This is a genomic window from Desulfocurvus sp., from assembly GCF_023230885.1.
Classification (GTDB): domain Bacteria; phylum Desulfobacterota; class Desulfovibrionia; order Desulfovibrionales; family Desulfovibrionaceae; genus Desulfocurvus.
Window position 1 is genome coordinate 1 of the sequence record NZ_JALNWM010000107.1, and the last position, 11,200, is coordinate 11,200.

At 72.4% G+C, this 11,200-nt stretch carries 11 protein-coding genes; 6 read left to right on the forward strand and 5 right to left on the reverse strand.

From position 1 onward, the window contains the following. Positions 1 to 1,436: DEAD/DEAH box helicase (locus M0P34_RS09005; protein ID WP_291498580.1), on the reverse strand; the 1,436-nt coding region annotated here is incomplete at its 3' end. Positions 1,437 to 1,482: 46 nt separating this feature from the next. Continuing rightward, the gene (locus M0P34_RS09010) at positions 1,483 to 2,097 is read right to left on the reverse strand and encodes a VOC family protein (protein WP_291498581.1); all 615 of its coding nucleotides are present in this window, start codon (positions 2,095 to 2,097) and stop codon (positions 1,483 to 1,485) included. A gap of 207 nt (positions 2,098 to 2,304) precedes the next feature. Between M0P34_RS09010 and rdgC the strand changes: the two genes are divergently transcribed. The 6 genes from rdgC to M0P34_RS09040 are packed head-to-tail and all read left to right on the forward strand — an operon-like array spanning position 2,305 to position 8,727. Next, entirely contained in the window at positions 2,305 to 2,922 is a 618-nt protein-coding gene (rdgC, locus tag M0P34_RS09015) for a recombination-associated protein RdgC (RefSeq protein WP_291498582.1), read from the forward strand. A gap of 13 nt (positions 2,923 to 2,935) precedes the next feature. After that, positions 2,936 to 3,466 (forward strand): hypothetical protein, encoded by a 531-nt coding sequence (locus M0P34_RS09020; RefSeq protein WP_291498583.1) that lies wholly within the window; start codon positions 2,936 to 2,938, stop codon positions 3,464 to 3,466. Positions 3,467 to 3,490: 24 nt separating this feature from the next. Then, positions 3,491 to 4,297, forward strand: coding sequence for a prolipoprotein diacylglyceryl transferase (gene lgt / locus M0P34_RS09025; protein ID WP_291498584.1), 807 nt, complete (start codon positions 3,491 to 3,493; stop codon positions 4,295 to 4,297). A 10-nt stretch (positions 4,298 to 4,307) separates the two neighbouring features. Next, on the forward strand, positions 4,308 to 5,579 hold the full coding sequence (gene thiC, locus M0P34_RS09030; protein WP_291498585.1) for a phosphomethylpyrimidine synthase ThiC: 1,272 nt from the start codon (positions 4,308 to 4,310) through the stop codon (positions 5,577 to 5,579). A 12-nt stretch (positions 5,580 to 5,591) separates the two neighbouring features. Beyond that, complete coding sequence (locus tag M0P34_RS09035) at positions 5,592 to 7,037, forward strand: hypothetical protein (protein ID WP_291498586.1); 1,446 nt, start codon at positions 5,592 to 5,594, stop codon at positions 7,035 to 7,037. 22 nt (positions 7,038 to 7,059) lie between these two features. Then, positions 7,060 to 8,727 carry a glycosyltransferase gene (locus M0P34_RS09040; protein ID WP_291498587.1) on the forward strand — a complete coding sequence of 556 codons (1,668 nt, stop codon included), beginning with the start codon at positions 7,060 to 7,062 and terminating at the stop codon, positions 8,725 to 8,727. 159 nt (positions 8,728 to 8,886) lie between these two features. On the opposite strand, the gene M0P34_RS09045 is transcribed toward M0P34_RS09040, so the two are convergent. The 3 genes from M0P34_RS09045 to modA are packed head-to-tail and all read right to left on the reverse strand — an operon-like array spanning position 8,887 to position 10,988. Beyond that, positions 8,887 to 9,609, reverse strand: coding sequence for an ATP-binding cassette domain-containing protein (locus M0P34_RS09045; RefSeq protein ID WP_291498588.1), 723 nt, complete (start codon positions 9,607 to 9,609; stop codon positions 8,887 to 8,889). Beyond that, entirely contained in the window at positions 9,609 to 10,262 is a 654-nt protein-coding gene (modB, locus tag M0P34_RS09050) for a molybdate ABC transporter permease subunit (protein WP_291498589.1), read from the reverse strand. Before modB ends, M0P34_RS09045 begins: the two co-directional genes overlap by 1 nt. Next, entirely contained in the window at positions 10,263 to 10,988 is a 726-nt protein-coding gene (modA, locus tag M0P34_RS09055) for a molybdate ABC transporter substrate-binding protein (protein ID WP_291498590.1), read from the reverse strand. Between the last annotated feature and the right edge of the window lie 212 nt (positions 10,989 to 11,200).

An 11,200-nucleotide genomic window follows, 5' to 3' on the forward strand; every position in this document is an offset into this window, starting at 1 on the left:
ACGGGCGCCACCCCGGGCTCGGCCAGCCAGGCGGCGTCCGCCCCGGGCAGGAACTCCCCGGGCCTGTCCTTGTCCGGCTCTTTCAGGGTCAGGGGCATCTCCGCCGCCGCGCAGACCAGGTGGCGCTCCACGATGCGCGGGTTGGCCGGGTTGAGCACGGCGCGTTCGGGGGGCCGGGTGAAAAAGTCGCGCGGGTTGCGCATGAAATACTGGTCCAGCTGGTCCTCCCCGGCGATGAGGGCCACGGCGGACTCCTGGCTGGCCCGGCCCACGCGGCCCCCGCGCTGCAAGGTCTGCATCACCGTGCCCGGGTAGCCCACCAGGATGCACAGGTCCAGGCCGCCGATGTCGATGCCCAGCTCCAGGGCGCTGGTGGAGATGACGGCCAGCAGCTCCCCCGAGGCCATGCGCGCCTCGATGTCGCGGCGCTCCTCGGGCAGGAAGCCCGCGCGGTAGGCGCTGATGCGCCCGCGATACGGCCCCGAGCGCTCGGCGGCCCACAGGGCGACGAGCTCGGTCATGCGCCGCGACTGGGTGTAGACGATGGTCCGCAACCCGCGCGCCAGGGCCGCCTTGAGCAGCAGGATGGCCACCTGGGCCGGGCTGTCGGCCATGGTCAGGGCCGGGTTCAGGAACAGGAAGTGCCGCCCGCCCCGGGGGGCGCCGCTTTCGGTTATGGCGGCCACCTCCTGGCCGGAAAGGCGCTGCGCCAGCTCCCCGGGGTTGCCCACCGTGGCCGAGAGGAAGGCGAAGGCCGGGGCCGAGCCGTAGCGGCGGCACACGCGCGCGAGCCGCCGGAAGACCTGGGCCATGTGCGAGCCCATGATCCCCCGGTAGGTATGCACCTCGTCGACCACCACATGGGTCAGCCCGGAGAGGAAGGTCGCCCATTTCCCGTGGTGCGCCAGCAGCGCAAGGTGCAGCATCTCGGGGTTGGTCAGCAGCACCCCGGGCGGCTCCTCGCGGATCTTGCGCCGGTTCCGGGCCGGGGTGTCGCCGTCGTAGATGGCCGCCCGGGGCCGCCCGGGGCCGGGCCAGGGCGCGACCATTTCCTCGAAGCCACGCAGCTGGTCCTGGGCCAGGGCCTTCAGGGGGAAGAGCCACAGGGCCCGGCTGTCGGGGTTCATGATCTGCTGTTCGAGCACGGGCAGGGTGTAGACCAGGGTCTTGCCGCTGGCCGTGGGCGTGGCCACCACCACGTTGCGCCCGGCGCGCAGCAGGTCCATGGCCCGGGCCTGGTGCTCGTAGAGCGCGGGGATGCCGCGCAGGGCCAGCAGGCGCTCCAGGGTCACGGGCCAGGGCCTGGCGCAGGCGGCCTCGCGGGCCGGGGCCGGGGGCAGGGTCTGGTGGTGTACCACCAGGTGCCCCAGGCGCTGCGAGGCCTTGAGGGCCGCGACGTATTCGCCGATGTCCGCCTTGTGCTCGTTGTTCGCCATACGCGGCCGAGGATACGGCGCGGGCGGCGGAAAGGGAAGGGCGCGCTTACGCCCCGGGGTCCGGTGGGCGGCGCCGCCAGAAGTCGCGCTCGGGTTCCAGCAGCTCGCGGCCCTCGCCGGGGTAGACCTCGCGTTCGGCCTCGGGTTGGGGCACGGGCGGGGGCCAGTGTCCGGGCCGGGGCTCCGGACCCTCGGCGCCCGGGGCGCCCGGGGCCGGGTCGGTCATGGCCGGGCGGGCGCGCGGGTCCGCCCCCGGAACGGCCCAGGAGAACTCGATGGGGATCATGTTCGGGTCGAAGCAGTAGACCGAGTGGATGAACCCGTGGTCGACGACCGGCGAGGGCTCGCAGCCCGCCGCCTCCAGCCGCCCGCGCACGTCCCATAGGTCCTCCTGCGAGGCCACGCCGATGGACACATGGTCGAAGGCCACCGGCCCGCGCACGGGAACCCCGTGGTCTTTCATGGGCAGGGGCCTTGCGCCGGGCCACTCGAAGAAGGCGACCATGTCGCGCCCGTCGATCTCGAAAAAATAGTGGCGGTAGCCCGGGCGGCCCAGGCCCGCCACAAGCCGCATGCCGAGCAGGTCGCGCCAGAAGCGCACCGTGGCGTCCATGTCGCCGGTGACCAGGGCCAGGTGGTTGACTCCGCTGTAGCGGGGCATGGCTGCTCCTTGGGCCGGGGCCCGGGGTGGGGGTTGCGGCCCAAGGCTACGGCAAACGGCCCGCCCCGGCAACGCGCCCCGGGCACCGCCTTTGGGGGGTTGCCCGCCGGCCCGGCGCAGGGTAAGGAAAGGGCCGGACCCCCAAGGGTCGCACCCGCCCCGGGCCGACCGTTCCCACCCCGCCCGGATGAACAAGGAGAATCCACCGTGGGCTTTCTTTCCGCCAGCGCGAGTTTCACGCGCTACCGCATCATCGAGGAAATCCCGGACACCCTGTGGCCGGAAATCGCCGACAGGCTGCGCCGCAACGCCTTCAAGGACATCGACCACACCGCCGACGAGCGCTCCTTCGGCTGGGTGGCCTTCGACGACATGCTCGACGCCGACTGGCGCACGGCCCCGCCCCAGAAGGGCGAGTTCATCACCATGGGCCTGCGCCTGGACACCCGGCGCATCCCCCCGGCGGTGTTCAAGAAGCACCTGACCCTGGCCCTGGCAGGCGAGATGGAGCGCATGGAGCAGACCAAGGGCAAGGCCTACGTCTCGCGCGACCGCAAGAACGAACTCAAGGAGCAGACCAGGCTGCGGCTCATGGCCCGGACCCTGCCCATCCCCGCCCAGTTCGACGTGGTCTGGAACACCGGCTCCGGCGTGGTCTACCTGGCTTCCATCCAGGGCAAGCTGCGCGCTCTGTTCGAGGACATGTTCACAATGACCTTCGACCTGCACCTGGAGCCCATGACCCCGTACTACCAGGCCCTGGCCCGCATGGGCGAGGAGCGCGCAAGCGTCCTGGACGACCTTGAACCCACTGTTTTCGTCTAAGCCGGAGGCCCGCATGGACCACGCATATCTCGGAGAAGCCACGGACGTGGTGCTGGGCCAGGAGTTCCTGACCTGGCTGTGGTACAGGAGCGAATCCCAGGCCGGACGGTTCAAGACCGACGCGGGCGAGCCCTTCGCCCTGTTCATGGAACAGCGCGTGTCCGTCACCGGCGGCGAGGGCGACGCCAAGGAAACCACCTCGGTCAGCGGGCTGCTGAGCGAGCTGCGCGAGGCCAAGACCGGCCTGGCCATGGGCAAGAAGGTCTCCAAGGCCCTGGTGCGCATCGAGGCCGACGCCGAGCAGTGGTCCGCGACCCTCAAGGCCGAGGACATGAGCCTGTCCTCCTTCAAGACCCCCAAGGTGGACACCGGGCGCGAGGAGGGCGAAGACCCCGACGCGGCCTTCCTGGAAAAGATGTACCTGCTCGAACGCGGCCTGGCCTTCCTGGACTCGGTGTTTCTGGAGTTTCTGGCCCTGCGCTTCTCCCCGGGCTGGAAGGAGGAGGCCGCCGCCGCGGGCCGCTGGATGGCCCAGGACGCCTAGCCCCGCCATGCCGGGACGCCCCCTATGCTCGCCCTGACCTTTCCCCATTTCGACCCCGTGGCCGTGTCCGTCGGGCCGCTGGCCGTGCGCTGGTACGGGCTGATGTACATGCTCGGCTTTCTGGGCGGCTGGGGGCTGGGGCGCTGGCGCGCCTCGCGCCCGGGCTCGGGCTGGACCGCGACCCAGGTCGACGACCTGGTGGCCCTGCTCATGCTCGGGGTCATCCTGGGCGGGCGGCTGGGCTATGTGCTCTTCTACGACCCCCTGGCCTACCTGGCCGAGCCCGCGCGCGTGGTGCGGCTGTGGGAGGGCGGCATGTCCTTCCACGGCGGGCTGCTGGGCGTGCTCCTGTGCTTCTGGCTGTTCGCGCGGCGCACGGGGAAGAGCTTCTTCGCCGTGTCGGACTTCATCGCCCCGCTGGTGCCCCTGGGCCTGGGGGCCGGGCGCATCGGCAACTTCATCAACGGCGAGCTGTGGGGCCGCGTGAGCGACGCGCCCTGGGCCATGATCTTTCCGGGCTGGGAGGCCGGGCCCTACCCGCGCCACCCCTCCCAGCTCTACGAATTCGCCCTCGAAGGAGTGCTGCTTTTCGCCCTGTGCTGGTGGTTCTCCTCGCGCAGGCGCCCCGAGGGGGCCGTGTCGGGGCTCTTCGCCGCCGGATACGGGACTTTTCGTTTCGTGGTGGAATTCTTCCGTGAGCCCGACGCCCACCTGGGCCTGCTGGCAGGCGGGCTGACCATGGGCCAGCTCCTGTCCGCGCCCCTGGCGCTCTACGGTGTCTTCCTGCTCTGGCGGGCCTTTTCCCGGGGCCCGCGTCAACCCGCAACATAACCTCGAGGCCATGCCAAACAATCCCCTCCTCTCACGGCTCCTGGACGAGCATCTGCCCGCGCTGGCCCAGCGCGAGGCCCTGGACCCCGAACTGATCCGCCGGGCCGTCGCCGACGGCACGATGGTCCTGCTGGCCAACCCCGGCCACGCCGGGGTGCTGCCGACCCTGGTGGGCCAGCCCGCCACGGTGAAGGTCAACGCCAACATCGGCACCTCGCCTTTCGTGGAAGCCCCGGACAAGGAGATCCTGAAGCTCAGGATCGCCGAGGCCAGCGGCGCGCACACGGTCATGGACCTGTCCACCGGCGGCGACCTGGACGCCATCCGCGCCGGGATGCTGGCCGCAAGCCCCCTGCCCCTGGGCACGGTGCCCCTCTACGGCTGCGTGCAGAAGTACATCCGCGCCAAGGAGGACCCCGCGAACTTCAGCGCCCAGGAGCTGCTGGAGGAGATCGAGCGCCAGGCCGAGCAGGGCGTGGATTTCATGACCGTGCACTGCGGGGTGACCCGCCGCGCGGCGGCCCTGGTCGAGGAGTCCGGGCGCGTACTGGGCGTGGTCTCGCGCGGCGGATCCATCACCGTGCGCTGGATGAAGACCAACAACCAGGAAAACCCGCTGCTCACGCACTATGACAAGCTGCTGGACATCGCCGCGCGCCACAACGTGACCCTGTCCCTGGGCGACGGAATGCGTCCGGGCGCGGGCTGCGACGCGGGCGACCCCGCGCAGTGGGAGGAGGTCGTCGTCCTGGCCGAGCTGACCCGCCGCGCCTGGGAGCGCGGGGTGCAGGTGATGATCGAGGGCCCCGGGCATGTGCCCATGCACCAGGTCCAGGCCCAGATCCAGGGCATCAAGCGCCTGTGCCACGGCGCGCCGCTCTACGTCCTCGGCCCGCTGACCACCGACAGCGCCCCCGGCTACGACCACATCGCCGGAGCCATCGGCGGGGCCCTGGCCGCCTATTTCGGGGCGGACTTCCTGTGCTACCTGACTCCGGCGGAGCACCTGACCCTGCCCGACGGCGAGGACGTGCGCCAGGGCGTGCTGGCCTCGCGCATCGCCGCCCAGAGCGCGGAAAACGCCCTGGGCCGCCCCCTGGCCACGCGCCGCGACCTGGACATCTCGCGCGCCCGCGCGGACCTGGACTGGAAGGCCATGGCCGACCTGGCCCTGGACCCGCCCATGGTCCGCCACCGCCGCCAGGCCCACGCCGACCGCGAGGAATGCGCCATGTGCGGCGAGTACTGCGCCGTGAAGATGCTGCGCGACTTCAAGAAATAGGGGCCGCCCCGGATGCGCCCCGCAGCCCGACACGCAAGCCAGGGTACGCCGCCGCCGCGCGGCGTACCCTTTGTCCTGCTTGCCCTGGTGGCCGTCTGCGTTCCGGTGGTGGTCACGCTGTTCACCGCCGCCCGCGACGGCAACGCCGACGACATGGCCGTCCTGCGCGCCCTGGCGCGCCTGGTCGCCGTGCCGGAGCTGGCTGGCGCCCTGACCGGGGCGCTGGGCGACCTGCCCGAGGCCATGCGCCTGCGCTACACCATCCGCTTCGGCGTGCTTCACAACTACCCGCTCTGCGCGCTGCTCACGCGGCTGTTCGAGGCCTGGGGCCCGCCCTCGGCCTATTTCGGGGTGCTGGCCGCCCACGCCCTGCTCAAGGCCGGGGCCGTGGCCCTGCTGCTGGGCACGGCCCGCCGGGCCCTGGGCGCGGGGCGGGGCGTGGCCTGGGCCCTGGTGCTGGCCCTGGCCGTGGGCCTGCTGCCCGGGGGCCATACCCTGAGCCCCCTGGGCATCAGCGGGATGCTCTGGTACCAGGCCGCCCTGCGCAGTACGGCCCTGCCCGTGTTCGCGGCCGCGTTGCTGCTTGTGGGCGCCCAGGAGCCGGGGCGCGCCCCGGTCCGGGCCTGGGTGGCCCCGGCGGGCCTGGGGCTGCTGGCCGCCTCCCTCAACGTGGGCTTCGCCGCGCTGCTGGCGCCCGCCCTGGCCCTGGGGCTGCTGGCGCGCCGTCGCGCCGCCGGTGCCGGGATCATGGCCATGCCCCCCCGGCGCCTGGTCCGGGTCTGCGTCCTGGCCGTGCTGGGGCTGACGGTCCTGGGCGCCGGCCTGCTGCTGGCCCTGCTGGGCGACCACGCCGGGCTGGACCCCCGGCGCTTCACGCGCTGGATATACTGGGTCGGGGCGACCCTGGGCGTCTGCCTGCTGTGGCGCCGGGCCCGCCGGGAAGGCCGGTCCGGCCCGGCCACCCGCGCCGGGGATTTCCTGGTCCCGGTGCTGCTGGCCTGGGCCGGGCTGGTCTGCGCCGCCAACGTCCTGGTGCTGGACCGCTCCGTGCTCGGAACGGGCTACGGCCCCGCGCTGGCCTTCGAGCTGGTCAACCGCTCCAGCGGCCTGGCCAACATGCTGCTGGTGGTCCTCCTCGGGCTGGCCCTCGACCGCCTGAGCCCCGGACGGGCCGTCCGGCGGCTGGCGCCCGTCGCCCTGGCCTGCGTGGCGCTGCTCATGCCCCTGCGCTACCTGGACGACTGGCGCGAAAGCCGCGCGGAGATCACCGACCCCGCGCGCCTGGAGGCCACCCTGGCCGGCAGGGCCCCGACCCCGGAGCTGCTGGCCGACGAAGTCTTCTTCTTCCACGCCCTGGCCAACGACCTGCGGCGCGAGCCCGACGGAGCCACCGTCCGGGACTTCTGCGCCCGGGCGGGCCGGGGCCCAACCGCCCCCGCGCCCGCCGGCGGGGCCTAACGCCCAGGAGTCCGCCACCGCCATGCAGCCCGTGGTCGTCATTCCCGCCTATGAACCCTCCCCCGCCCTGCCGCCCCTGGTGCGGGAGCTGCTGGCCCGGGGCGTGGAGCGCGTCGTCGTCGTGGACGACGGCTCCTCCCCGGCGTGCGCCCCGCTGTTCGACGAGCTGCGGGCCCTGCCCGGCGTGGCCGTGCTGCGCCACGCCCGCAACATGGGCAAGGGCCGGGCCTTGAAAACGGCCTTCAACCATCTGCTGGTGGAGCTGCCGGACTGCCCCGGGGCCGTGACCGCCGACGCCGACGGCCAGCACCTGGCCGAGGATATCGTGCGCGTGCTCCACGAGGCCCGGCGCCGCCCGCAGAGCCTTATCCTGGGCGCGCGCGGCTTTCGCGAGGCCGACGTGCCCCTGCGCAGCCGCCTGGGCAACCGCGCCACCCTAGGCGTCTTCCGCTTCTTCACCGGCCTGGGCCTGAAGGATACCCAGACCGGGTTGCGCGCCATCCCGGCGGCCTTTTTGCCCCGGCTGCTCGGGGTCGCCTCCGAGGGCTACGACTTCGAGCTGGAGATGCTCATCCTGGCCGCGCGCTCGGGCCTGCCCATCGAAGAGGTGCCCATCGCCACGGTCTACCTCGACGGCAACGCCACCTCGCACTTCAATCCCTTGCTGGACTCCTTCAAGGTCTACTTCGTCTTCCTGCGCTTTTCGGCCCTGTCCCTGGCAACGGCGGCCATCGACTACACCATCTTCGCCTTCTTCGCCCTGCTCACGGGCCAGACCTTCCTGTCCATCTGCCTGGCGCGCCTGGGGGCGGGGGCGTTCAACTTCACCCTGGCCAAGGGCTGGGTGTTCAAGTCGCGCGGGGCGGTGCGCCAGGAGGCCCTGCGCTACGCCGGGCTTGTGGCCGTGCTCATGGCCTTTTCCTACACCATGACCGTGGCCCTGAGCTCGGGGCTCGGGCTGCCCCTGCTGCTGGCCAAGGCCGTCTCGGAGCTCTTGCTCTTCGTGCTGAGCTTCGCCTTCCAGCGCCAGTGCGTCTTCGCCGGGCCGCGCCAGGAGGCCCCCGCCCGGCCCACGGACTGGGACGCCTACTACCGCCGCCGCCCCGGCGTAGCCGGGCTGACCCGGCGCTACACCATCGCCCGCCTGCTGGGCGCCATCGGGCGCCACGCGCCCGCCCCGCGCAAGGCCGTGGAGCTGGGCGGGGCCAACAGCTGCTTCTTCCCCGACTTCCGCAAGGCCCACCCCCAGGCCGCCTACCATATCGTGGACAGCAACCGCACCGGCCTGGACCTGTTCGCGCGGTCCAACCCCGGGGCGCCCGCGGTGACCCTGGAGGAACGCGACGTGCTGGCTCCGGCCCCCGGGGGCGACGCCGACCTGTGCCTGAGCATCGGGCTCATCGAGCACTTCGGCCCCGAGGGCACGGCGGCGGCCATCCGCGCCCATTTCGATGCCGTGCGCCCGGGGGGCGTGGTGGTCATCTCCTTTCCCACGCCCACCTGGCTCTACCGCGCGGCGCGCGGCGCCGTGGAGCTGGCCGGGCGCTGGCGCTTCACCGACGAGCGGCCCCTGGGCTTCGCCGAGGTGCTGGAGCAGGTCGCCCGCCACGGCCAGGTGCTCGAAACCTTCGTCAACTGGCCCATCGTCCTGACCCAGGGCGTGGTGGTGGCCCGCAAGCATCCGGCCTGATCCGCCCCCGGAAAAGGAAACGGCCCGCCTTGGCGGGCCGTTTCCTTTTCCGGGGGCGGGCGCGGCGCCCCTGAAGGCGGGCCGGGGCATGTGAAGGAAAGGCGTACGACTCCGGTGGCCGCGCGGCGAAGGGCCGTGGCGCGCAGTGCGGGCGCCGCCCTAGTGCGGGGCGGGCGCCTTGCCCGCCGGTGCCCCGGGGCCGCCCGGGGCCGGAGGCTCCCCGGGGCACCGGCCCGGGGAGTTGCGCTCCAGCCAGTCGGGGGAAATCCGGCCTTCCTCCACGGCCACGATGGCGTCGCCCAGCTCCCGGGCCTCTTCCAGGTCGTGGGTCACATGCACGATGGGCACGCCCAGCTCGCCCTTGAGGGCGGCGAGTTCGCGGCGCAGGGCCCGCCGGGTGGCCGCGTCCAGGGCCGAGAAGGGTTCGTCGAGCAGGAGCAGCACCGGATCGCGGGCCAGGGCCTGGCAGAAGGCCGCCCGCTGGCGCTCGCCGCCGGAGATGGCCCCGGGGCGCTTGCCCGCCAGCCGGGCGATGCCGAACAGCTCCAGGAGCTCGTCCACGCGCTCCCTGCGCCGCGCGGCGATGGCCACGTTGGCGCGCACCGTGAGATGCGGGAACAGCGGGTAGTCCTGGAACACGAAGCCCAGGCCCCGGTGGCGCGGGGGCACGAAAACCCCCGCGGCGGTGTCCACCCATACGCAGGCCCCCAGGGCCACGCGGCCCTCGTCGGGCTGGTCCAGCCCGGCGGCGATGCGCATGAGGGTGGTCTTGCCCGCGCCCGAGGGGCCCACCAGGGCCGTCAGGCTGCCGGGCTCGCAGCGCAGCTCGGCCCGGAGCTCGAAATGGGCCAGCCGCTTGCGCACGTTCATGGCCAGCGCCATCAGCGCCCTCCCCTGTTCATGCGGTTGATGGCCAGCAGGGCGAGGAAGCTCATGGGCACCAGGGCCAGGCAGAGCGTGAACGCGTCGTCGTAGCGCAGGGCCTCCACGGCCTCGTAGATGGCGATGGCCGCCACCCGCGTGCTGCCCGGGATGCTCCCGCCGACCATGAGGATGACGCCGAACTCGCCCAGGCTGTGGGCGAAGACCAGCACCGAGGCCGCGGCCAGCCCGGGCAGGCTGCACGGCAGGACCACGCGGAAAAACGCGGCCACGGGCGACATGCCCAGCACGGCGCAGGCCTCCAGCAGCCGGGGATCGAGTTTTTCGAAGGCCGTGCGCAGGGGCTGCACGGCGAAGGGCAGGTTGTAGACCAGCGAGGCCAGCACGATGCCCGTGAAGCTGAACACCAGGCGCTGCCCGGTGAGGGACTCGAAGGCCGCGCCCAGGGGGCTTTGGGGGCTCATGACCAGCAGCAGGGCGAACCCCAGCACCGTTGGCGGCAGCACCATGGGCAGGGACACCAGGGCGTCCACCAGGCTCTTGCCGGGGAAGCGCCGGAAGGCCAGGAGGTAGGCCAGCGGCGCCGCCGCCAACGGGATGAGCAGCGTCGTGATCAGGGCCAGCTTGGCCGAGAGGACGAGCGGTTCGAGCATCTACTCGTAGCCGTACTTGGCCTTGATGGCCGCCACCTCGGGCGTGTGCAGGAACTCCACGAACCGGCGCGCGGCCTCGGGGTTGGGCGCGCTCTTCAGCACGCAGGCGGCCTGGATGACCTTCGGGGCCTCGGGCACCTCCAGGAAGCAGCCCTTGCCGCCCTCGGGGGTGAAGGTGGACGACAGGGCGCAAAAGCCTACGTCCGCCGCGCCCGTGGAGGCGAACTGGAAGGGCTGGCTGATGTTCTGCCCGAAGACCAGGGCGGGCTGGATCTCCTCCCACAGGCCCACGGCCTGCATGGCCTGCATGGAGGCCGTGCCGTAGGGCGCGGTCTCGACGTTGGCGATGGCCACCTTGGTGCTGGCGCGCACGGCCTCGGGCCAGGACATGGCGCACAGCTCCTTCTTGAGGGTCCACAGCACCACGCGGCCCTTGGCGTAGACAAAGGGCTCCTCGGCGCGGCCCTCGGCCAGGAGCTTGGCCGGGGTGGCCTCGTTGGCGGCCAGCAGGATGTCGAAGGGTGCGCCGTTGACGATCTGGCCGTAGAGCTTGCCCGTGGAGGTGTAGGTGGCCTCGGCCTTGAGGCCGGTGGCCTTCTCGAAGAGCGGGATGATTTCCTTCATGGCCGGGGTGAAGTTGGCCGCCTGGGCCAGCAGCAGGTCCGCCGCCTGGGCGGGCGCCGCCAGGAGCAGCAGCACGGCAAGAAGCGAGGCGAAACGTTTCATGGCAGGGACACTCCGATGGTTGCGGTTGTTCCGGATTTCCACCATGCTCCGGGGGGAGCGCGACCCTCCCGCTATACGTCCGGGGGCCGGACCCCCGCAATGCGGTCACGCCGCCGGGAAAATGCGTGACCGGGACGGCACGGCCGGCCGCCCGGCCCGCCCGGAGCCACCCAGGAACAGCCCAGGAGCCGCCATGCCAGCAGAGAGCCCTC